The organism is Aedoeadaptatus coli (genome assembly GCF_900343085.1).
In the GTDB taxonomy this organism is placed as follows: domain Bacteria; phylum Bacillota; class Clostridia; order Tissierellales; family Peptoniphilaceae; genus Aedoeadaptatus; species Aedoeadaptatus coli.
In genome coordinates this window covers 70,376-93,884 of sequence record NZ_OPYI01000008.1, presented here as the reverse complement: position 1 = coordinate 93,884, position 23,509 = coordinate 70,376, and the positions used below count along the sequence as shown (strand labels likewise).

Genomic DNA, 23,509 nt, shown 5'->3' with positions numbered 1-23,509 from the left:
TTGTACCCGAAAGGCATGAGGAAAAAAGGGCTGGGCAGCTTTGTTTTACCTTTCTTTACCAAAGGTTAGATTTATTTACCGAAGATTTTCCCGCAGAGGGTTTTTGCCGTGTCCGTGCCGGCCAAACCGCCGATCCCCGTTTCGCGGAGGGAGGCGGGCATGGCGTCGCCCACTTCTTTCATGGCCTTGCAGACTTCGTCGAAGGGAATGATGCTGTACGTTCCGGCTAGAGCCATGTCGGCGCTGACCCGTGCGTTGGAGACGCCGGATGCGTTTCTGAAGGTGCAGGGGTATTGAACCAGGCCGCCCAAGGGGTCGCAGACCAGGCCCAAAATGTTCACGATGGCGATGGAGGCCGCATTTAGGCAGGTTTCCACATCGCCCCCGTAAAGCTGCGCCAAAGCCGCCGCCGCCATAGAAGAGGCCGCACCGCATTCCGCTTGGCAGCCCCCTTCACTTCCGGCGAAGGTTCCGTAGCCGGCGATAAATTGGCCGATGCCGATGGATGTTAAAAGGGCTTCCACCAATTCGTCGTCGGAGGCGTCGATGTCTTCCGCCGCCGTCACCAAAGCCGCCGGCACGATGCCGCAACTGCCCGCCGTGGGCGCCGCCACGATCACATCCATCTTTGCATTGGATTCAAAGGTGGAGAAGGCTCTCGCCATGGCGCGCAAAGTCTTTTCGTCGGTGACGAATTTCTTGCCGCTCTTAGAATACTCCCAGGTCTTTTTCCCGAAGTCCTTAATTAAATCGTGGTTTAAATTCGTGCCCGATTCCAGGGTGCGGGAAGTGGATTCCTTCATAATGCCCAGCATGTGGTGCAGTTCCTTTAAGATGGCGGCCTTCTTTTCCTCGTCGCCTCTGGACTCTTCTTCCAGCACGTAATCCGAAATTTTCCAATCTTTTTCTCGGCATAATTCGATTAATGCCTTTGCCGTTTTAATCATGGTGTCTCCTTTGCATGGGTTTAATAATGTCCACGTATTTCGCAAATTCAAAGCGGGGATCCTTGAGGATCGGCTCCAAAATGGCGGGATCCACCGAGTGGGTGATCTCCGTGACCAAGGTCACCGTTTCGTCGACTTTGTTGGTGACCATGGTTTCGATATTGTAGTCGTTGTCCGTTAATATAGAAGAAACCAGGGCGATGACCCCTTTTTGTTCCTGATATTGTAAAATAAGGGTAGGGTATTGATTCTTAAACGCCACTTCGATGTCGTTAATGGCGACGATTAAAATATTTCCCCCGCCGATGGAGGATCCCGTGACGGACAGATGGCCGCCATTGTCGTAGAAGAAAACAATCTCTACGGAGTTCGGATGGCGATCCCCTAAATCCGTTTCCACAAATTCGTAGGCCAAGCCCTTTTCCTCGGCGATTTTAAAGCTGTCTCTCAGCTGTTCGTCGTCGGGCATAATGCCCAAGATGCCGCCGACCAGGGCCATGTCCGTGCCGTGGCCGCGATAGGTCGAGGCAAAGGAGCCGTGGAGATTGAAGCGCACCTTGTGAAAGGGACTGTCTCCGCTAATGGCCAATGCGGCGTTTCCGATCTTGCAGGCTCCCGCCGTGTGGGAGCTGGAAGGCCCCACCATAATGGGACCGACCACGTCAAATGCCTTGTATCTTTTCATAATCCACCTCTATTCATTACTTTATTCATACCCCGTTTGCAATTGTATTCTATCACAGAATTGTTTCCGTCGTTAGGAGGAGCCATGGCTACACTTACCGTAAAAAATGTTCGCATCATCGATCCCGTGTCCCGGCGATACGAAACCGCCACCCTCATCGTCCCCGTGGAAGGCGCGGATAAAACCGTCGACGGCGCGGGCCTCATGGCCTTTCCCGCCTTTGTGGATGTGCACGTGCACTTGAGGGACCCGGGCTTTACAGAAAAAGAAACCTTGGACACCGGCGCCGCGGCGGCCCTACACGGCGGCTACGGCCACATTCTCGCCATGGCCAACACGAAACCCGTCATGACGGGAGATATCATCGCAGATTTCTACGCCCGGGCGAAAAGTTTGCCCCTTTACGCTTACACTGTGAGCGCTTTGACGAAGGACCTGAAGGGCGAAGTGCTCGTGGACATGGAAGAGGCGGCGCGACTGGGGGCCGTGGGCTTTTCCGACGACGGCTTTCCCGTGGATAATATGGACCTGTTAAAAGAAGGCCTCCTTCGGGCCAAGGCCTTGGATCTGCCCGTGAGCCTTCACGAAGAAGATCCCGCCTATGTGAAAAATCCGGGGGTGGACAGCCGCTTTGCCCCCGCCTTCGGCCTTAAAGGCGCCGACGCCATGGCGGAATACAGCCTCTCGGCCCGGGACCTTTCCCTGGCCCATTACCTGGGAGCGAAACTTGACATTCAACACATCTCCTGCGCCCTCACCGCCCGCCTTGTGGCCGCCTTTGCCGAATCCGGAGCGAATGTGCTCGGCGAGATCACGCCCCACCACCTGACCATGACCGGGGAGGACGTGAAGACTTACGGCACCTTGGCGAAAATGAATCCGCCTCTGCGCACGGCGGAGGACGCATCGGATCTTGCGAAATTTATCGGCCACGAAAACTTCTGCATCGCCACGGACCACGCGCCTCACACAACGGAGGAGAAAAACAGGCCCCTGAAAGACGCCCCTTCGGGCATTACGGGTCTCGAGACCGCCTTCGTGCTTCTCTACACGGAGCTGGTGCTGAAGGATAAATGCACATTGGAAGACCTTATCGCCGCCATGACGAAAATCCCGGCGGACTTTTACAAGCTGCCCCACAAAGGCGTCGCCGGCGGCGAATTCGTGCTCTTCGATCCCGAAGGCGAAACCGCGGTAGACGAGGCCTTCTTCCGCGGCAAAAGCCACAATTCTCCCCTGATCGGAAAGACGTTTAAGGGAAAAATAAAAGGCATTTGCGTGAAAGGCAAATACCATGAATTTGAATAAAAAACAAACCCCGAATGAAATCCGAGGTTTGCTGAAGCCGAGGTGTGCGCAACGCACACCTTTTTTTATTTACTTGCTTTTTTCTTTTGAAACTTTTGAAAACCGAGCATAAGAGCCAGGCCCACGATGTTCAGCGCCGCCGCGATAAAGAAGGCGGGGCCGTAGTCCCCGGCATTGGCCTGCTTCGCCGAAGCGGCGAGGACGGGGCCGATGACCGCGGCGATACCCACGGCGGCAAACATGTAGCCGTAATTGCTGCCGTTAAAGGTGGCGCCCCAGTTTTCCACGGTAATCCCCGGGAAAATGCCGAGGAAACCGCCGTAGCACAGGGCGATGAGCACAATGCCCGATACGGAGACCACCGGCGAAATGTTTAAATACATGAGCAGCATGCCCACGGTGGATACGGCAAACATCATGCTTACCACCGGGTAGCGACCGAAGCGGTCGGACATGGAGCCCCAGAAAATGCGGCCCAAGGTGTTGGAAAGGCTCACGATGGAAACCACCGCCGTGGCCATGGCCAGGGGATAGCCGATGTGCTCTTGAGAAATGGGCGAGGCGTGACCGATAATCATCATGCCGCTGATGCCGCCGATGGCATAAATCACCCACAAAATCCAGAAGCGGCCCATGCGAAGCATTTCCGAGGGGCGCTTGTCGCCTTCGGGAATCACCCCTTGCGCCTGCTTCTCTTTCGGTCCCACTAAAAGAAGGGATGCGGCGCAAATAATGATCAAAATGGCGATGCCCAGGTAGCGGAACGCGTGCAAGACGCCGAAGGAGCGAATCAACGCCGCCGCAATGGGCGCGAATACCACGGCACCGGAGCCGAAGCCCGCCGCATTCAGCCCGCTGGCGAGGCCCCGTTTGTCGGGAAACAAGGCCACCGTTGTCGCCGTGGTGCAGCCGTAGGCCATGCCGATTCCCGCCCCGGCCACCAAACCGTAAGACAGGTAGAGCCAGCCCAGACTCGTCATAAACGAAGTTAAGATAAAACCTAAACCATACAGCAAACCGCCGACGAAAGTAATCCGCCGCGGCCCCTTCTTATCCTGAAGCGGCCCGAATAAAATCATCCCTACGGGACCCATGCCGAAAGAAATACTGAAAGCGATCGTCGCCTGCGCCGGCGTGAAACCAAACATCTCCACCAAAGGCCCCTGAAACACGCTCCACGCGTAACCGGCCCCGAGACACAAATTGATCACCACGCAGGCGGCGAGAACCACCCAACGATTGTGCGTCTTCATAGTCACTCCTTCTCTTTATTTATTAATTAAAAAAATGTGTAGTCCTCGATATTCTAATATAAATTTTCAATAAAGACAAGGAAAATTCAAGGAGAGCGACGGCAAGACGGCACAAAAAAACGAGCCCGAAGGCTCGCTCAATCGCCTAAAGAGGCTGCATCATCTCTAAAATAATCCCGTCGGGATCTTTAAAATAAAACGCTTTGCTTTTGCCGAAGCCTTGGTCCGTAAAATCGAAGGCCATGGGCGGCGACAAACATTCCATGCCTTTTGCAAGAAGCCTTTCGTAAACGGCGTCAATGGCATCGGTATAAAAGCACAGCTCCGAAATGGAAGGCGCAAACATATCCGGCTCTCCCTTCGCCGATGGATCGCCGACAAACTGAATCAGCTCCACCGGCGGCGCTTCCACGTGGCGGGAACCGTTTAAATAGGCCAGCCTCACCTTGCAATTTTTCTTTTGAAACAACGCGTCGGTGGCAGCCCCGGTCATGATCATCTCCCCCTGAAACTCAAGGCCGAGAACATCGCGATAAAAAACGACGGATCGATCCAAATCAGATACCGTGAGGCCCACGTGAAAAATTCTTCCGATCATGAAATCTCTTCCCTTCTATCCCCTTTCAAATGGCAAATGCCGCGGGATTCTATTGATTGTGTTCTTGTAACTATACCATAAACAAAACCGAAAGATGAGGCCGAATCACGTCTGTAAATGATGGGTTTTGGTCCCATTCAAAACAACCGGCCCTGAATCGCTGCCGACATGTCAAACGTCATCGACCGCCTTTTCTCCCGACCGGAAAGTTTATTTCCCCCCATTGCCTTCCTTTACATGGATTTTATAGATGGTTTCAAGCCGGATGGGCACGGAACTTTCCGGCTCCGCATTTTTTATTTCGCCACCGAAATAAACCTCCACCGTCTTCCCCTCAAGTCCATCCGTGCTGACAAATCCGTCCTTCCCGTGATCCAAATTTTCAATGGACAGAGAAACGGGCTTTGTCATTTGCTTCTTAAAATAAAACCCATCGTCCACGTCCGTCACCTCGACGAGAAGGGAATCTTCCTCCGCCTTGATGACCCTCGCCGTAAAATGAGCGACCCACGCCGGAATCCCATCGCCGTCGTTCTTGAGATTCAAATCCTTAAATAAAATCCACCGATTGTTCAGGCGAACATTCATATAGCCCTTTTCCCAAAATTGGTAGTCGTAGCCCGTGCCGAAATTCGATTCATCGTCATTTGCGGGCATCTCCCTCCCGTCCACGGCGGTTTTTATTTCGCCGTCCGCCGTGCCGCAGGTCGCCATGGCATTTTCATAGCCCGTGTCCACGTAAACGACGCCCGCCACCTTGACCATGGGCGGATAAATTTGTTCTGTCTTTTCCTCTTCATTTGTGCCGACCTTCGTGCAAGCGACCGAAAAAGCCATGGACATGGCCAGGATAAGTAAAAGGAATCTTTTCATGTGAGCCTCCCGGTAACTTTTCATTCTTGTGCGCGCGAGGGATGGGTGTGTTTCACTTCCGGTAATGTATATTTGTGATTTCAATCCACGTGTTTGGCAGGGCGAGACGGAGCCGGCACAATGTTTTGGTCCTATTCAAAACTACATGGCTCTAAAACCATTTGCTCATCTTTTATGGCACAGACCTTGTTTTGGTCCTATTCAAAACTACATGGCTCTAAAACCTTTAAGGGGGTGATGACATGCGTGGACCAGTTTTGGTCCTATTCAAAACTACATGGCTCTAAAACTTGCTTGACGCAATTTATTCTGCATAACCAGTTTTGGTCCTATTCAAAACTACATGGCTCTAAAACGGGGATCCTGTGATGCGGGTGGTGATACGGGTTTTGGTCCTATTCAAAACTACATGGCTCTAAAACAAGAAGAAGGAGCAGATGAAACAGGATTAGGTTTTGGTCCTATTCAAAACTACATGGCTCTAAAACACCCTAAGAATTAGTTTGTTCTTACTAGAAGTTTTGGTCCTATTCAAAACTACATGGCTCTAAAACGGGGATCCTGTGATGCGGGTGGTGATACGGGTTTTGGTCCTATTCAAAACTACATGGCTCTAAAACAAGAAGAAGGAGCAGATGAAACAGGATTAGGTTTTGGTCCTATTCAAAACTACATGGCTCTAAAACTCATATGAATCGGCATCAACATTATTTATAGTTTTGGTCCTATTCAAAACTACATGGCTCTAAAACACGGCTACGAGGCGGGGTCGGGGTCCCCGCGTTTTGGTCCTATTCAAAACTACATGGCTCTAAAACCAGCAGGGACACGGGAAAAAGAGGCACTGAGTTTTGGTCCTATTCAAAACTACATGGCTCTAAAACTTCTTCGCGCTCCGGATCTCGCCGATCCGGGTTTTGGTCCTATTCAAAACTACATGGCTCTAAAACACAATTTTCACCGCACCAGCGATAGTCAAGTTTTGGTCCTATTCAAAACTACATGGCTCTAAAACCTCGGAACCGGTTTTATCCTCTGCCACTCGCTTTGCACACTCTCGTTTTGAATAGAATCCTTGTCTCATAATAACCCTATTTTATCACATTTTTATGCAAATAGAAGTCGCTATCCAGGTAGTAGTCGGCATGTTTGCTTTGCGATGCAGGTTCAATAAATAGGGCTTGCACTCGACTCAATGCCATGTATTCCCGCAAACTTTTGATCTCCCCTGCATCCAGATACGCCAATGTATTTACAAATACCAGGATGTTCCTTTTATCCAGGTAGTGGTAAATGTCGACGATCTCATAAATTTTTTGATAGAAAGCGCCGGCATTTACCTCTATTTTTATGCCAAATGCTTTATAGAGCTTTTCCGGACTCGCCTCTTCCATGGTGAGGTGTAGCTCGTGCTCAAGCAGCTCTTGTTGAAGCAGATCCGCCACTTGCAAAGTCAGGCGTTCCAACTCCATTCGCTTTTCCGGCATGCCGTTCAATTGCGCGGTAAGATCCTCATAGATATGTTTTAGGACCGTGGTCGAGGACGGATCGTGTTCCAATACGTCGCCGATGATTTTCACGTTTATTTTCGATCGATTGTTTAGATCATCGTCAAAAAGCTTGATTCGGCTGTCCTCGTCATAGGTGTAGAATTCCTCTACAAACCTGCGAAATACGTGAATTTCCTCGATGGACAATACGGTCATCGGTCCAAGTTCAATGGGTTCGTCAAAGAAAGGATAATTAAGCTTCATCATCGTCTCCCAATATGACAATTCGCGCGTCCGTGTTGGCGACGCTGCAATCTTTTTGCCCGACAATCAATTGTATTTTTGCAAACTGCTTTTCCGTGATGCTCAACAAACTGACGGATCCTTTTTTCGGCGCGTTTCTGCGGATGCGCTCGACCATGGCTTCCTTCGATGTGTTGTTTAAAAATAACTTGCTGTAGACGGAATATTGGTACATGATAAATCCTTCGTTGATTAGAAATTTACGAAAGCGACGGTATTCCTTCAAGTCCTCCGGGGTGGTCGTAGGCAGGTCGAATAGTACAAGTAATCGCATATATCGGTAACTCATAGATTGAAATGAGGAAATTCCCCATTTTCTCCATTTAGAATTTTAATCAGGCAACGGGTGTAATCGGAAACGATGTTTGTTAGATACATGTACTGCCGCTTGTAGAACCACGTACGATTAAAGATTTCCAGAAGTTTCCGCTTCAGTTGCCTAAAATTATCTTCTCGATTCGTGTAGACAATTTCGTCAACAGCCGGCCGAAAGGGCTCCATAAAATCGCTGGCCAAGTTGTATTGATTAAATTGATTGCCGTGAATGATGCCCAATTGTGTCAGGCATCCGTTCAAAACAATCTCCCGGGCAAAGGTCGCCAGAAGCAGGCTATAGCCATAATTCAGCCCTGCATTAATATCCGTATCGTCACTTCTTGTAAACTGATTTCCGAAAAGTGTGTTGAAGTAAGTTCTGGCCGCGTGCGCCTCTACATTGCTCGGATCGCCTTCTTCCAGTTCGCCGATCATGTCGATAAGGCGTTTTCCCTTTTCGCGAAATTCCGATTTTATCAACAGGTCCGCCTGATTGCGGATTTTTTCCGCAATGATCGCCTTTCCGAGCACTGCTTTTCGATCATCATCCCAGGCGATCTGCCGTTTGAGTTGAAGAGTGTTGTCGAAGCGGCCGTATAAATCCGTGATCATGCAGTGAGGCAATGCTTTTTCGTCACAGAGCAAAACCACTATTTTTTCGTCTATTAACCGCTTAATCAGCATGGAAGTGATGCTCACATCGGTGGTTTGAACGATCAGTGCGTCGATCTCCGACAGGTGAATGACCTCTGTTTTCTCTGCACTTGTAAATACCAAGTGATTGTTTCTGTAAGAAAGTTTTGCGTGGGTGTTTACTACAACGGTTCGAAATCCCATACTAATCCTCGAATCTCATTCTGGTTTCATAGAGCCCGGTTAGGGACTGGTAGATCACTTGACCGTCAAACAGGCCTGTCATGGAGTTATATCTTCTCCTTGAAATAGCTTCTCCCATAAATATAAAATCGGCTGGTGCGCCTGCTGATGTTAGTTTTAACAATTCTATAAAGGACGCTACCAACGCTTCTATATCAACGGGATCTTTCTTCTTTTCCTCCTCGTAGATTCTTCTCAAACGATTGATATTCGTTTCTGCGTCCAGGAAACGGCGAGTATAATGTTCAATTGAATCAAACAGTCGGTCAAAATAATCTGTATGTGATTGGACAAAAGCGTAACTTTCCGGATGGCTTATTTCATCGTAGTTTTTCAAGTGATAGATGAAGTTTACCAAATCTTGTTCCATAGCGATTTGATTTGCTTTTTGAAGTTCAACTTTACCCTTCGTTGTTTTTGTAGCTCCGGTAATGTAACGTCTTCTCCCATCAGGATAAGCGATTAAGCTGTAATTCTTTAGGATTATCTGGACCACGGGATTTGAAAATCCTAATTTTCCCAGATAAGAAATCGAATCATACTCAAATTCCTTTTTGTCCATAATGGAAATACCTACGATGGTTTTTCCAGGTTTTTTCTTCTTATCTTCGTAACTTATTACTGCATAATAAGCCATCTTTTCTTCAATGTAACCGCCATATTTACTCGGATCCAGATCTTTTTTTATCGGTATTCTGCTGCCTTTATTCGTCTTGCCGTTGATCGTCTCTTTAAAAAGCATACCCGTCCGTTCTTCCGCCTTCTTTACTACATTTACCTGCCTGTAGCCCATGACTTTTTTTATCGTTTTGATGTCGCGTTCTTTGTTCCAGCAGTCTTCGTGATCCGGCGTGAACAGCTGCTTTTCTCCGAAGCGCTTAATCAGATTCCATTGCCGAAGTTTCTCATAGGTCGCCTTTTCCGCTTGCGGTTTTTTCTTATACCTGAATTCGCCGTAGACGAAATCGTCCGCCATGTAAGGGTAGAGGGCCAACAGATTAATCGCAATGGCCGCGTTTAAATAGGCATCGTGGGCGTGGTGATAATCGTTAAGTTCTCTGACCTTGTAAAGTCGGAACATTTTTCTGAATTCCGAAGCCATGGCCGATTTGAGCAAGACGATATTCGTCTCACGAATCTTATTTCCCGCTTCATCTTTCTTGTCATTTAACCGCATATCCAGCAATTTCGCGACGTTTTTCGTGATCTGCCGCGTCTCTACTAATTGCCTCTGGATAAATCGCTCGCGATCTTTATCCGTCAGACCGCCTCGCATGGCTTTGGTCAAGTTATCGAATTTGCGTTGAGTCATTAATCCCGCGTCTTTTAAGCTCCTCCAGTACGCCAGTTGCCTGTTTACAACCTCCAGGGAAGGCACGTCGTCTTTTTTATTGCCGCGGTTTTGACTGCTATTTGTTAAAACCAAATTATCCAATGAATTATCCACCGTGAAAGATTGGGGAATGATATGATCTTCGTCGTATTGGGACAGCCGATCGAAATCCAATGGCTCATCCAAATAAATGTCTTTCCCGTTTTGGGTGTAGTATAAATAAATCTTGCGCTGAGAGAGATCTGCATTTCCCGGCAGATTCTCCTTTAATAAGGAGCTGCCCAGTGCTGCCAGTCCTTCTTTTATCTTTGCTTCTCTTCTTTTCGATAAGGCTTTTCCTCGCGCCGTGGTCTGATTCTCGCGGGCCATTTCGATTACGATGTTTTCCGGCTTTTCTCCCATTACCCGTATGATCTCATCGACGATTTTCAGCCCGAGCAAAATACCTTTTTTTATGGCGGGGCTTCCGGCAATTTCCTGTACCTGAGCATAGAGATCTGCAGACGGATCGATCATCTGCAATTCGGCAATGGTCTTTTTAAAGCTTAAACGATCGTCGTTAATAAGCTGCATGAGATTTCGATTAAGATGTTGACGTCCGCCGGAGTGGTTGTCGTCTTCCACCAAATAGTCGAGAATCGTTTTTTGCGTTTCTTTATCCCGGATACCGACCAGCAGTTTCTTTGATAGCCGCCCCCAACCGGTGTAATGCTTTTTGGCCAATTCCTTTATTTGTTCCGGACTCAACCGTTCTTTATATTTCTCCAACTGTTTACGCCGCATCTTGCGATCTTCAAATACGGTGAGGATTTTGACGATCTCTTCCATCAGGTCTTCGTTGTCCGGATCATCCATCATCGACTTCATGCCAGGCACCTTCGCTAATTCCACATACGTAGAGTAATCGGCATTAAATGCGTCTTCGATGCCGAAGATGGTCGGGTTGTCGATTTGCAGGTAGTTTTCAAAAAACTTCACAAGTTGCTTCTCTGTCACTTTGCTGCGCTTCTTAAATAAGGTTTCGAAAATCTCTTTTTTCTCAACACTTGAAAGATTCATCCTTTTTTGGCGCTCGTCCAAATAGGCGATTTTCGTCAATTCGTTAAATACCATGTACTTTTGGTAGATCAGGCTTTTCTTCGGCAACACGTATTCATCGGGCAAATAGGTATCGCGCCCGATTAATTGCTCGATAAATTTCTCTGCCGAGCGATCCAAATCGACCACATCTGAAAAGTTCCAAGGTTTTATCTTTTCATCGCTCTTGCGTTCAAGCCATGCAAATTCACTTTGCCCGTCGGCCAAGGGTCCTACATAGTAGGGAATTCGGAAGGTTAATAGGGATATGATTTTCTCTCGATTTTCTTTGAGCCAGGGGTAGTAGTTTTCTTGGCGATCCAATATGGCTTCCATTTCTGCTAAGTGCACTTGGTTCGGGATGACGCCGTTGTAGAAGGATCGCTGCTTTCTCAGAAAATCCTCTTTTTCGATTGAATCCAGAAATTTTTCACTGCCGGGTACTTCTTTTAATTGATCTTTAACAAATTTATAAAAACTATCTTGCGACATATTTCCGTCGATATAGCCGGCGTACCCTTTTAAATCTTTCTTTTGTGCATCTTTCGGTGCTACGAATGTCATGTCGTATTGATCAGGCAAATTCGCTTTGATGAAGGATTTATACTCCTTCAATTGTTCTTTGTGACGCTCATACATGGCCACCATCTGCGCAGAAAGTTTGGCGTGGGTGTTTTTCACATCACCGCTCAGGATCCCCGCCAGTTCCACCGCATTGTAAACTCTCTGTGCATGATCAAAAAGATCGGCAAAGTCACTGCCGATGGTGTTCAGCAATATTTCCAGATTCTCGTCGTAACTGTCGTCAGTCAAATTAAGACTGATCTCCTCCTCCAAATTAAATGCCGCTTTAAATTTCGCTTTTTTGCCGACAATCAAGGTAATAAAAGCCATCATCGGCGACTGTTTGTTTGCCCTCCCGATGTCTTTGAGAAAACTTGTTATTCTTTTTTCCTTTACCGTACGGCTATTCTTCTCTCTGAGAATATTTTCAATGGCAATGAGCTCTTCTTTCCTTAATTCAATGGGCTCTTCCGAAAACAGCGCGTTGTAAGATTCGAAAAATTGCTCCAAATTTTCATTGATGGCAATGTGCTCCGTATCTAATTTACCTTCGATCAGGAAGTGACCTCTGTACTTAATCATGTGGGCCAACGCCAAATAAATGAGGCGAACATCCGCTTTTTCTTCGCTGTCGGCTAAATGCTGACGGAGATGGTAAATCGTCGGATAGGTTTTGTAATAGGTCTTATCTTCACCCAATGTCCCGAAAATAGGGTTTTTAGAAAACGCCTTGTCTTCCGGCACGAGAAAACTTTCATTCAACCGAAAAAAGAAGTTTTCGTCGACTTCATCAATGGCCGGCGCGAAAATTTTCTGAAGCTCTGTTAAGCGATTTCGACGGCGTTCATAGCGCCTGCGTGCCACACGCTTCAACCGCCTGTCCTTTGCCGTTTGACCGGATTCAAATAACAAACTGCCCCAAAGATTTTTCTTTATGTAATTTGTCTCTGTGTTTCCGAGCACTTTCATGCGCTTTTTGACCAATTCCAGATCGTCTTTTACAACCGCCCAGCCGACGGAGTCGGTGCCTATGTCCAGACCGATGGTATAATTTGTTTTCTTCTCCACTTCGTCCTCCTTAATCTATTTTATATTGACAAAAATTCATGGCATGATATACTGAAGGTGGTTCTATTCAAAACTACATTGCAAGTTAAAATAAGGCTTTGTCCGTAATCAACTTGAAAAAGTGGCGCTGTTTCGGCGCTTTTTTTATGCCCAAATTTAAATAGAGCAATTCGTAAATCGTTTGCCTCCTCATATATTTTATATGAACGGCTCTCTTACTGCAATTATTCTCTACATAACAAATCATTAGCATACCTTGACGATTTTGCAGGCCAATTCATCGCACGATGTACATAAACCGAATTAGAGATAATCATCACTTCGTGCGGTTCGGCGAAAGAAAAATGTGATTATTAGTCAAAATCCACATGCCTTCATCTGCTTGTCGTACGCCTCGTTGTACTCTCGATTCTTTCACTCCATAAAACCGGTTCCCCAATGATTAACGTAAAGCTCATTTTTTGCAACAAAAGACCCGACTTGGTCCGCATTGTTAAGAGGCGCGTCGGGTACCATTCGTCATTCTTTGCATCAACCGAAGTTTTTGTCAAATCTCCGAGTTCTTATTTATGGATTAAATTCTCTACATGTGATTTATTTCTGAATTTTAGTTCATGTTCGAATATTACTTAAGGTTTCGCGATATAATCGCCCGGTCGTTCGCTCATTTACGATTCACAAAGGTATTGGTTCATATCTAGGCTAAGTTTGTCCTTTTTAATCATCAAAATCTTTCACCGAATAATACTCCATATCGTCCGTTTTTAGAACACCTTTATGCACGATGGCTTTGTCATATTCTCTATATAGCATGTTTTTCATTTGATCGTCACTTAAATTCTTTATTATAAAATACACATCATAACTTGCTCTTCTGCCCTTTGTTTTTATTGTATTATATTTATCCATGATATCTTTCTTCGACTGATTCATGTAAAACCAAGTAAACTCTCTTTCCGAACGCCTCATGCTTTTTTCCGGACACGGCTTTATTCCTTCATTTATTATTGAGTTAACATTGCACTTGTCAGTAAAATGAACTAAACCTTTTTCCTTTATTTGGACCATGTCTTCATAACTTAATTTGTTTTTTGGCGTTCTAAATATCAAATTCTTTATGATTTCTATTATTCTCATTTTGTGTCTCCTTAATTTTTATTGGAACTGTCAACGATATTAACCAAATATACATGCGCTCCTGATAAATATACACGATAATTTTACATAATTAATTGATTTTCAACTTTAATTTAAAAATAGTGCCAAACAAACCGGAAACTGAACAGCGTTTCCACGCTCGACACTGAAAATAAGTCTTTGGGATGAGGCCTGATATAAATTTCGTATACTTAAAAGCCGGAATTTCAAACGATATCCCCCGAGTTAAGGCCGATACCTTATCCTTTTTACGAGCAAAGCTTACTTCTCTGTATCCCCCAAATACTTCTCCAAAAGAACCAGATTGACATCGGGAATGCCGTTAAACACCGTGGGCACAATGTCTATTTCTTCATAATTCAGCTTCTTGTACATCTTCCGCGCAACATGATTTCGTTCATTTGTGTCCATGCGAAGGACGCAACATCCGTGATCCGATGCATAGCTTTCATAGAAATCGACAAACTGCTTTCCGAGTCCCCGGCCGCCTACGCGGGGCGAAATCGTAAACGTGAGCAGCACACATATCTTCTCGGCATCCACCTCGTGCCGCCATTTAGCCTCTGCATAGACATCCACCTGGAGCTTATTGATGATGGCGGAGCCGAGAACCACGCCTTCCTTTTCCATGACAAACAGATCGTTTCGACGAAGCGCCTCTTCCGCAGTCGCTCTCGTCGGGTATACGCCACGAATCCATCCCACCGTGATTGCCCCATCCTCTTGCAATTGGAGAATTTCGTTGTAAATAGTAACCACAGCATCGAGATCGGAATAAACCGCCTTTCGAATCATTCGAGCACTCCTTTCAAACTTATTTCGTCCGTTTCGGCTTGTCCGGCTCGTAAACCTGAAATGGTTGTTATTTAATCATAATCATACAGACTCCGATTACAGTTAGGATAATTCCGATAATAAATTCTACCAATCCCACGCTCTCGGCATATCGTTTTGTTTTTCTACCTGCTTTACAAGCCTCTTCAAAACCGTTGATTAGATTGTATTTCTTTTGAAAATAAATCTTATATCCGAATGTAGTAAATGCAACACCGACTGTCATTAGAATAATTTTTAATATCAACATTTTGCCCGCCCCTAAACAATTTTTTCGTCCACTCGCGCCGAGTTCATCCAAATTAGCTTCGTTTTGGACGAAAAAGAGCTCGGACGATACCTCTCTTCGGCATCTTCTCAAAATCTTTTGATTTTAGGGCTTTCCTATTCCGTTTGGTCCTTCACCCTTGACGACAAACACACCGCCTCCACACGGCCTGAGTGGTCAGTATGAATAAAATTTTCATATTTCTAAAATCCTTGTCTATGGGAACATATCCATAACTAATAAATCAATTTATTCATTAAAAATCTAAACTTTCTGCGTTTAACAAAAAGTCAAATAAATTCATCGTCAGTATCCCGTGCTCGTCTAAAAACGGTTTGATGCGGTCGTTTACAATGATGATTTTTTTAAACGAGTCATCAATATTTGACAGGGATGCTTTTTCCTGATTCATTTTTTCTACAGAGTGAAGGCGATATGCCGATTGAATGTAATATCTCTTGCTTCCCAGATTGGCGATAAAATCAACTTCCAGCTGTTTCTTTATATCTTTATTATTCTTATCCTTTTCCCTCTTCACCACCATGCCCACATCCACCATATAACCTCGATATCTCAGCTCGTTATAAATAATATTCTCCATAAGGTGGGTCGGTTCGATCTGTCTGAAATTTAATCTTGCATTCCGAAGCCCCACGTCTTCAAAATATAATTTATAAGGCGTTCCAATGTATTTTCTCCCTTTGACATCGTACCTGTAAACTCTTTTTAACATGAAGGAGTCTTCAAAATAGCCGATAAATTTATCGATCGTATTGGCAGAAATTTTTGATTTCTTAATCGACGCAAAGGTGGATGCCAGTTTTGTCGGATTCGTCAGCGTTGCAGTGCCCGATGCCAAGATATTGAGTAAATCTTCCAGCTCGGCCGTTAAGCGAATGTCATACCTGTGAACAATATCGCGCAAATAGACGTTTTCCAATTGTCCCTTGAGATAATTCATCTTATCTTCGTCGGTCTTCATCAAAGCTTGCGCCGGCAAACCGCCATAGACTTGATAGTCAGCAAAGGCATCCTCTTTATCGCCGTCGTAGGTCTGAAGAAATTCGGAAAAGACCAGGGGCATGACATGGATTTCGTCGCCTCTTCCGGCAAATTCGGTGATGACATCTTTCGATAAGAATTTAGAATTACTCCCCGTAACATAAACATCAAAATTATCTTGGCGCAAAAAGCCGTTTAATACTTGTTCGAAGGACGCCAACAATTGCACTTCGTCCAAGAGGATGTAAAACTTCTCACCGCCCTTTGTTTTGCTCGTGATATAAGCTAAAAACTTCTTAGGATCGACCAACCTTTCCCCGCTCAGCACGTCCAAATCCATGAGATCTTCACCAATTTTCAACAGATCTCTTCCTGAGTCAAAGGCAAATTTTATTATGTGGTCCTCGTCGACGCCGCTTTCAAGCAAGTGCTTATAAAACAGATAATTGAGTAAGTAGGATTTTCCGCTCCTCCTGATTCCTGTGATGATTTTAATCAATCCGTTATCCTTTTTTCGTATTAATTTCTCTAAATAATGATCCCGCTTGATCTCCATAAGCCTACACCCCTTTCTATTTAAAATTATTTCCATAGCGGACTTTAATCTAAGTATAGGAGATGCCCCCGTTAAATTCAATCCTATTTCGAAATAATTCCACTACGGACCTATTTTTAAATTCGTTTCCGCGAATGGGCGAAGCATTTCAAATGCCCGGTTATCTGTTCTTTACTCCAGGCACTTCCATTTTCTGTGATCGATCTCCCTCTCGTTATTTCTTTTGTCTACTTTCAAAACGACCGGCATAAAAAAGACTTTCGGGATTGTATCGTAACCCTGAAAGCCTTATAAGCTATTTCTTTAATTTTCAGAAGACGAGAATCGCTTCTGCCGTCGAATCTTGCCAATCGGATCGCCCCGGCGGGCGCTTCTCTTGGAGATTCTTGGCATGATCAAGACCTTATCTTTTTACAAGAAGTGCAATCGCTTCAGCATGGCTTGAGTTGTCAGTATGGATAAAATTTAATGTTTTTCAAAAGCTTCGTATGTGGGAATAGGTCAATCAGTAAATATCTTGTAATTTATTATGTCACTCTAAAGTAAAAAAACCATAGCTCAGATCAATTTTGTTTAATAATTAAATGAGATCATTTGTTTACTTACATTTACTTCTGCTTCTACCCCAAAAGGAATTATACATCTTGGTGTTGAGTGTCCAATATTTATATTATAGATAATTGGTAAATATTTATTAGTGATTTCTTCTAATAAAATAGATTTATACTCCTCGTAATAGATTTCATTTTTAGGTTTTCCTACTAATACTCCTGCTAATACATCAAACAAGCCGTAGTCTTTTAGAGCAAGTATCATTTTCCTATATAAATCTGGTTTTGATTTTTCTTCGCTTGATTCTATTAGTAAAATCTTATTCTCCCATTCCTCAAGGGCTGGAAATAAATTATATTTGCTACAAATTTCTACTGTATCGTTAAATCTAGAATTATCGAACATATCATATATTGTTTCTATGCATCCGCCTAAAATTTTTCCACTAAATATAGGATTTCCTCTTAAAAGCTCAAAACCGGTATTAGGATGACTTTTCATTTTTACTCCTATAGCTTTCTCGCTAAAATCTTTCCTTTCTTCATACCACACTTCACTTGGATGTATCTCATTTATTTTTCCTGTTTTTATAAGTTCCAAAAAGTATTTTTCTGTATAAGCTAACATACTATCAGATAGTTCACATACATCTGGCAAGAAAGCCTGACCATAAAATGTTTTTATGCCAAGCTTATTTAGCATGAAGTGATTCATTGTTGAGTCAGAAAATCCTAAAAAAAGTTTTTGTTTGACAATATTTTTTAATCTATCTCTTTCAAATAAATAAGGAGCTAATCTATAGGTATCTTCTCCACCAATAGCACATAAAATCATATCAATAGTGTCATCTTCAAAAGCAAGCAGCAAATCATCTGCCCTAAGTTCTGGATTATTCTTTAAAAAGTCTATACCTTTCAAAGAATTAGGTAAAAATTCTATTTCGACTCCTTGCTTATTTAATCTGTCTATTCCTATTTTTATTTCATGCTCAACAAAGCTTTCCCCCAAAACACCACTTGATAAGCTCACAACTCCTATTTTCTTTATCATTATTTCCTCCAAATTTCTAAATAAAGTAAAAATATCCTATGTTCTTAATTTCTTGACATCATTACTACACTCTCAGCCGTCGAATCTTGCCAATCGAAGCTCTTTAACGGACAATTCTCTTGGAGATTCTTGGCATGGGACCTACCGCTGTTTCACGTCGATTAACTGTGTTAATCTCGTGAAAACAGGGTTAGGGCTTCAACATGGCTTGAGTGGTCAGTATGGATAAATTTTAATTTTTTTAAAAAGCCTCGTATGTGGGAATATGTCAATAAATAAACATCTTATAATTATTATATCATTTTAGAACTAAGAAAAAACAGCCCATAAAAGAGCTGTTTAGATTATTATTTTCTTGTTTTAGTCGCGTTACTTATATTAGATAAGCTGCAAACATTGCTATAGGAAGTAAAAAAATCAAAAGTAGATTCAATATTATAAACAACTCATCCTTTTCCTTTACCCCAAATGTTAAACCTATTAGTCCAATAATTGGGCAGACAAACATTGATGTCAGTCCCAGTTGGTCTTAGACTTGTATAGCTTTCAAATATTTCTACTGTAAGTAGGTAAGAAATAACAAATATTACAAGTCCAAGTAGAAATATCTTCTTGCTTAATTTCTATTTAATAAATACTCCTCTTTCTTTGAAATTATTCTGTTCTAATCAAATCAATTGTTGGTCTGTCTAAAATTCTCTTTAGTGAAAAATTATAGATTAGTAAGTTGATTGCGTATACCACAATAGAAAATCCAAGAAATAATTTATAGTCATAATATCTTATTAATATATTAAGACTTAAATTAGGAGCTATACGAGATATTACAAGCATGACTCCTAATGTGGTTATTCCCGCAACAATAAATGATTTTATTTGCTCTTCTATAAACTCTTTTCGATAAATATTCTTTAACTCATCTACGTCCATACCGCATGAATAAAGGCTGCCAATTTCCTTCTTTCTACTCATAAGACTTAAATTAATGGATGAATAACCATTTGTCACATTGAGAATAAAAATAATGAAAGCCATCGCAAATGCGACTTTCTTTAAAGATTCTAGATCACTTTTTCGATTCATTTCAATATCTGCTTTTGTGTTAATATCGTACTTTTCATTTGGCATTATCGATTCTCTTATCTTATTATCCAAATAATCCTTTACATTTCTCATCTCCGAGTCTTTTACATTCATATTTAATACATACGGAGCATTAATAAATTCTTCATCTTTTGACTCATCCATAAGTTGGAAGAAGGTATCGAAATCTGTGTAGATTTTTACATAAAATGGTAAAGTTATTGAATCATAGTTTCCCAAATCATCTATAGTTTTAGAAATTTTTATACTTTTTTGAAAATTCTCCCCTATCTGTAAGTTTATATCTTTCGGATTATTAAAATATGGTATTTTATTTGCTTTAGCTACTGGAGTGTTTGGGTTTTCTTGTACCATATTATAAAGAATAAATTCTCCCTTACTTGCCCCCAATTTACTAAAGTCTTCATCTTCTAAAGCTATAAGCATCCCATTCAACTGGCTTGAATGACTCTTTTTCAAATAATACTCTAACTTTTGATCTAGAGACATGTTAATAGCTTCTTTGGACAATTCTAAATCATTATCTACCTGAATATAACTTTCTTTTGAAATATAGGACTTATCATTTGGAGTTTCTTTTTCAATTTCTTTAAAAACTTTAGGAACGCTCCTATTTTCACTATAATAACTAGCTATTACATTGTAGCCTGCATCATAGTAAGAAAAATCTCTGTTATATTTAGTTACTGCCACAATAATAACTAAAACAGAAATTATAATGACACCAATAGCAGAAACATAACGCTGTGATTTAATACTATCAAGGTTATTTGATTTTAATTCTTTCCATAAGCTCCTATATCTTTTTTTCTTAAAGCTATCAAAGTTTAAATTTCCCTTTATACCTTCAATAATAGGTATTTTTGAAACTTTCTTTGCTGGTTGAATAATAGAAAATACTACTACTAAAAGAGCTACTGTAACAATCGCTAGGCTAAGTAAAGGACTGAAATAACTAGATACTAGTTTTCCTGCCCCTTGATCAATCTCAAGATGCCTAAACAATTTTAAGATAAAACAGTATCCAAAGATATGACCAATTAATATAGGTAGAACAGATAGAAAAATACCTTCTTTTAATAGTAACAAGTATATCTGAAAATCCGTAGTACCTATGGACTTATATACAGAAAGTTCCTTGATTTTCCTAAAAGCCCACACCTTGAATATATTTTTTACAAAAAATACAAATAGTAATATAGCCCCTATTACAGAAAGAATGGTTCCTAATTCAGTTAAAATATTATGAGGAAAGTCATACTCAACGCCGTAATAATCTATTAAATTAGAATTGAAAGTTAAAGAAACATCTTTACCTATTTTTTTAGTGATTTCATTTTGTAGATTTACTTTGTTATCATAAGCCTTTTCAAAAGAATTAAACTTTAATACTACTTTGCCTGGATCATCTTCATTTTTCAGTGCTAAAGCATAATTAACTCTACTGTATTTATTATAGACATCTTCATAAATTCCAACTACCTCAAAGTCTTTACTAAAACTAAGATTATAAGACTCCTTATCAGTAAAAGTACTTATGGCATCTATCTCTTTACCCTCTATTAGTCTATGCCCAAAATCAAGCTGTATTTTATCTCCTAATTTTAGCTTATTTTTTTCGACTAGACTTTCCGATAATACTATTTCTCCATCACTTTTAGCAAAGTGTCCTCCAAGTAAATCTGAATGCTCTCTCATTTTATTTATATCATTATCTTGATAATTTACGGCAATCAAATCATTCTTGTACTTTGCCGATTCAGGGTTTATGGACATTTCACCTGCAAATTCTATATTATTAATATCTTTTATTTTTTCAATATCATTACTTGTTAAGTTCCCTTCAAGTTCTGCATCATAAAAATTTACGGTCATGAAACTTTCATTATTATATTTAACAATTGTATAACTATAATAAAAAACCACAGTAAAAAACAAACTGACAATTAAAAGTGAGATGAAAATCGGAAAATTTTTCTTATTCATTTCTTTCATCTCCTACAATTTTTCCATCGACTATGGTAATAATACGATTTGCTTGTAAGGCAATTTCTTCGTCATGGGTGATTAGGATAATCGTCTGTTTTAAGGTTCGATTGAAATATTTAAAGATTTCTATGATTTCCTTAGAATTTTTCCTGTCTAAATTACCTGTTGGTTCATCGGCTAATATGATTGATGGATTGTAGATAAGACTTCTGGCTATGGCAACTCTTTGTTGCTGACCTCCTGATAATTCACTCGGGAAAGAGTCGAGTTTACTTTCTATACCAAGTTTTTTTACTATATCTGAAAATTCATCTTGATTTATTTTTCTTTTATCTAGTTTTAATGGAAGTTCTATATTGTGACGAACCGTTAAGTTGGGAATCAAATTATAAAATTGATAAATTAGTCCGACCTTTCTTCTTCTAAAGTAAGCTAGCTCCTTTGGAGAATACTTTGAGATGTCGTTACCATCGATATAGACCTTACCATCATCTGGACTATCCACTCCTCCTATGATATGAAGGAGGGTTGATTTGCCAGATCCACTTGGTCCAACAATGGCGACAAATTCTCCTCTTTCAATTTCAAGATTGACACCATCTAAGGCAACAACTTTGGAGTTTTTCTCTCCATATTCTTTTCTTAAATTTTCTACTTTTAATACTTCCATACTTGCCTCCTTTTTCTTATGTCAAGGTAAGCATATAAAAGTAAAGTGATTTTTAGGTGACATTGTAAAATTTTATTTCAAATCTTGCTCCAATATCAGTATTTGAAACAGAAATTTCTCCATTATTTTTTTCGATAATTGTCTTTGCCATAGCAAGACCAATTCCAAAGCCATTTGAATCAGGAGTTTTATAAAAGCGTCTAAATATTTTTTTTATATTTTCTTTTTCTACTCCACCACCATTGTCTTCAATGATTAAGCTTGTATAGAGGGGATTTTTATAAGATGAAACCACGACTTTATCACAAGTAGATCTATTATCAGCATTCTTAATAATATTAATAATAGCTTCAGCAAGCCAATAAAAATCTCCGCAAATTATATTTTCCGTCAGAGTGTCATCTATCATGACCCTTGTAGATTCTTTTAATTTAAGAGTGTCTAGAGCATATGCTAATAATTCATCAAAACAAACTTTTTCCTTTTTCATAAGGTCTTTGTTGGCATCAAGGCTTGATAGTTTAAGAAGAATGTCTGATAGGGAGTTTAATCTAAGAATTTGTCTTTTCAAAATTTCTACATCTTCGTTATCTGGATAGTCCATCTCCAAATTTTCTATAGAAAAAAGCATGGATGTAATTGGAGTTTTGATTTGATGGGCGATATCTTCTAGGTATTCGATTTGATTTTCGCTATTTTTCCTACTTGTCTCTTTGGCTTCTACTATTTCTATAAATAGCTTATAGATATTATCTTCAAGAATAGAAAAATCATCTTGCTTCATTGGAATTTTGTAATTTTGATTTTTCATATTTTCTATCAGATCTATAAGCTCATTTATTCTAGATTTCTTTCTTTTTTCTAAAATATAGTAAAGAAATCCCAGACTTATTGTCCAAAATACATATATCATTTAATCCATCCTATATCCAATTCCTCTAACAGTAGAAATAACTTCCCTATCAAGCTTTTCTCTTATTCTCTTTATAGTTGATGTGAGGGTATTATCATTTACAAATTTATCCCTATCTTCCCAAAACATTTCTAACAGCTGACTTCTGGTATAAACTCGGTGAGGATTTTTAATAAATAGGACTAGGATTTCATATTCAAGTGGAGTTAGTTCTATTTGTTTATCTTTAAAATAAACTTTTGAATCATTTAAATCTATTTTGATATCCTTATAAGTAATTTTTTTGTCTTGACTTAGAGGTATTGTCCTTAAAACTGCATCAATCCTTGCCCTTAGTATCGCAAGTGAAAATGGCTTGGTTAGGTAATCATCAGCTCCCTGGTCAAGAGCTGAAATTATAAAATCTTCATCGCTTTTTACTGTTGTTACAATTACTCTTATGTCCTTATCTTTTAGCTTCTCAATCAAATGTTGACCGTCTTTATCTGGTAGATTTATATCAAGTAGTGCCACATCCATGTCTACGTTCATCTTATAGCTCGCTTCGTAAAAAGTTGATGCAATCTCAACCTCATAACCATTATTAACCAAATACTCTTTCATTTGTAAAGCAATTTCTTTATTGTCCTCTATAATCAAAACACTCTTCATTCTAATCCTCTCATGTACTAACTTTGAAATCTATTAAATTAATTTGTTTTATAGTATTTGTCTATAAGCAAA

At 41.4% G+C, this 23,509-nt stretch carries 19 protein-coding genes, 1 pseudogene and 1 CRISPR repeat array; of the genes and pseudogenes, 1 reads left to right on the top strand and 19 read right to left on the bottom strand.

Annotated features, from left to right (window positions below):
• Positions 1-71: 71 nt before the first annotated feature.
• Positions 72-947 carry an L-serine ammonia-lyase, iron-sulfur-dependent, subunit alpha gene (gene sdaAA, locus DG046_RS05710; protein WP_108831544.1) on the bottom strand — a complete coding sequence of 292 codons (876 nt, stop codon included), beginning with the start codon at positions 945-947 and terminating at the stop codon, positions 72-74.
• Entirely contained in the window at positions 940-1,632 is a 693-nt protein-coding gene (gene sdaAB, locus DG046_RS05705) for an L-serine ammonia-lyase, iron-sulfur-dependent subunit beta (RefSeq protein ID WP_108831543.1), read from the bottom strand. Before sdaAB ends, sdaAA begins: the two co-directional genes overlap by 8 nt.
• A gap of 84 nt (positions 1,633-1,716) precedes the next feature.
• Between sdaAB and DG046_RS05700 the strand changes: the two genes are divergently transcribed.
• Positions 1,717-2,940, top strand: a complete 1,224-nt coding sequence (locus tag DG046_RS05700; protein WP_108831542.1) for a dihydroorotase — start codon at positions 1,717-1,719, stop codon at positions 2,938-2,940.
• A 65-nt stretch (positions 2,941-3,005) separates the two neighbouring features.
• Here DG046_RS05700 and DG046_RS05695 read toward each other — a convergent pair whose 3' ends face one another.
• From DG046_RS05695 to DG046_RS05615, 17 genes and pseudogenes are all read right to left on the bottom strand, one after another.
• Positions 3,006-4,193 carry an L-lactate MFS transporter gene (locus DG046_RS05695; RefSeq protein WP_108831541.1) on the bottom strand — a complete coding sequence of 396 codons (1,188 nt, stop codon included), beginning with the start codon at positions 4,191-4,193 and terminating at the stop codon, positions 3,006-3,008.
• A 145-nt stretch (positions 4,194-4,338) separates the two neighbouring features.
• The gene (locus DG046_RS05690; RefSeq protein ID WP_108831540.1) at positions 4,339-4,791 is read right to left on the bottom strand and encodes a VOC family protein; all 453 of its coding nucleotides are present in this window, start codon (positions 4,789-4,791) and stop codon (positions 4,339-4,341) included.
• A 210-nt stretch (positions 4,792-5,001) separates the two neighbouring features.
• A complete protein-coding gene (locus DG046_RS05685; protein WP_108831539.1) occupies positions 5,002-5,664 on the bottom strand; it encodes a hypothetical protein in 663 nt (220 codons plus the stop codon).
• Between the two features lie 122 nt (positions 5,665-5,786).
• Positions 5,787-6,679: direct repeats of the CRISPR family, unit length 36 nt; unit sequence GTTTTGGTCCTATTCAAAACTACATGGCTCTAAAAC.
• 76 nt (positions 6,680-6,755) lie between these two features.
• Positions 6,756-7,418 (bottom strand): type II-A CRISPR-associated protein Csn2, encoded by a 663-nt coding sequence (gene csn2 / locus DG046_RS05680; RefSeq protein WP_159082072.1) that lies wholly within the window; start codon positions 7,416-7,418, stop codon positions 6,756-6,758.
• Entirely contained in the window at positions 7,408-7,731 is a 324-nt protein-coding gene (cas2, locus tag DG046_RS05675; protein WP_255419586.1) for a CRISPR-associated endonuclease Cas2, read from the bottom strand. The genes csn2 and cas2 overlap by 11 nt, the downstream gene beginning before the upstream one ends.
• Before the next feature lie 11 nt (positions 7,732-7,742).
• Complete coding sequence (gene cas1 / locus DG046_RS05670) at positions 7,743-8,609, bottom strand: type II CRISPR-associated endonuclease Cas1 (protein ID WP_108831536.1); 867 nt, start codon at positions 8,607-8,609, stop codon at positions 7,743-7,745.
• Position 8,610: 1 nt separating this feature from the next.
• A complete protein-coding gene (gene cas9 / locus DG046_RS05665) occupies positions 8,611-12,690 on the bottom strand; it encodes a type II CRISPR RNA-guided endonuclease Cas9 (protein WP_234411466.1) in 4,080 nt (1,359 codons plus the stop codon).
• A gap of 717 nt (positions 12,691-13,407) precedes the next feature.
• Entirely contained in the window at positions 13,408-13,827 is a 420-nt protein-coding gene (locus DG046_RS05660; RefSeq protein WP_108831535.1) for a hypothetical protein, read from the bottom strand.
• Between the two features lie 282 nt (positions 13,828-14,109).
• Positions 14,110-14,643 carry a GNAT family N-acetyltransferase gene (locus DG046_RS05655; protein WP_108831534.1) on the bottom strand — a complete coding sequence of 178 codons (534 nt, stop codon included), beginning with the start codon at positions 14,641-14,643 and terminating at the stop codon, positions 14,110-14,112.
• Positions 14,644-14,710: 67 nt separating this feature from the next.
• On the bottom strand, positions 14,711-14,983 hold the full coding sequence (locus DG046_RS05650) for a DUF3784 domain-containing protein (RefSeq protein WP_306419036.1): 273 nt from the start codon (positions 14,981-14,983) through the stop codon (positions 14,711-14,713).
• 223 nt (positions 14,984-15,206) lie between these two features.
• Complete coding sequence (locus DG046_RS05645) at positions 15,207-16,451, bottom strand: ATP-binding protein (protein WP_234411465.1); 1,245 nt, start codon at positions 16,449-16,451, stop codon at positions 15,207-15,209.
• A gap of 630 nt (positions 16,452-17,081) precedes the next feature.
• Positions 17,082-18,110 (bottom strand): S66 family peptidase, encoded by a 1,029-nt coding sequence (locus DG046_RS05640; protein ID WP_108831531.1) that lies wholly within the window; start codon positions 18,108-18,110, stop codon positions 17,082-17,084.
• Between the two features lie 373 nt (positions 18,111-18,483).
• Positions 18,484-18,718 (bottom strand): annotated as a pseudogene (locus DG046_RS09825) (hypothetical protein).
• A gap of 46 nt (positions 18,719-18,764) precedes the next feature.
• On the bottom strand, positions 18,765-21,200 hold the full coding sequence (locus DG046_RS05630; RefSeq protein ID WP_108831530.1) for an ABC transporter permease: 2,436 nt from the start codon (positions 21,198-21,200) through the stop codon (positions 18,765-18,767).
• Complete coding sequence (locus DG046_RS05625) at positions 21,193-21,873, bottom strand: ABC transporter ATP-binding protein (protein WP_108831529.1); 681 nt, start codon at positions 21,871-21,873, stop codon at positions 21,193-21,195. Before DG046_RS05625 ends, DG046_RS05630 begins: the two co-directional genes overlap by 8 nt.
• A 52-nt stretch (positions 21,874-21,925) precedes the next feature.
• On the bottom strand, positions 21,926-22,786 hold the full coding sequence (locus tag DG046_RS05620; protein WP_108831528.1) for a sensor histidine kinase: 861 nt from the start codon (positions 22,784-22,786) through the stop codon (positions 21,926-21,928).
• Positions 22,787-23,437: a response regulator transcription factor gene (locus DG046_RS05615; RefSeq protein WP_108831527.1), complete on the bottom strand. Its 651-nt coding sequence runs from the start codon at positions 23,435-23,437 to the stop codon at positions 22,787-22,789.
• Positions 23,438-23,509: the final 72 nt, after the last annotated feature.